The following is a 248-nucleotide window of genomic DNA, read 5'->3' on the forward strand; positions in this document are numbered from 1 at the left end:
TGGTGGTGCCGTTCTTGGCGGTGTAGCGCACGGCCGTGTAGGCCTTGCCCTTGTTGACGAAGCGGGCGGCCAGGATGTTGCCGTAGCCGACGTGCTTGCCGTTGACCACCTTGTCCTCGTAGACCACTTCGAATTCGTCGCCTTCCTGGATGTCCAGCGCGAAGTCGATGTCGTAGCCGAAGATGGTGGCCAGCGCCATGGTCATGTCATGGGACAGTCCGGCCTTCTGCGCCGAGGCGAACAGCGAA

At 62.1% G+C, this 248-nt stretch carries 1 pseudogene; it reads right to left on the bottom strand.

Features of this window, described 5'->3' with window-relative positions:
* Positions 1 to 248 (bottom strand): annotated as a pseudogene (locus FS767_RS22445) (peptidase M23); the annotation flags it as partial.

Source organism: Pseudomonas sp. DE0010 (assembly GCF_007680745.1).
GTDB lineage: Bacteria > Pseudomonadota > Gammaproteobacteria > Pseudomonadales > Pseudomonadaceae > Aquipseudomonas > Aquipseudomonas parafulva_B.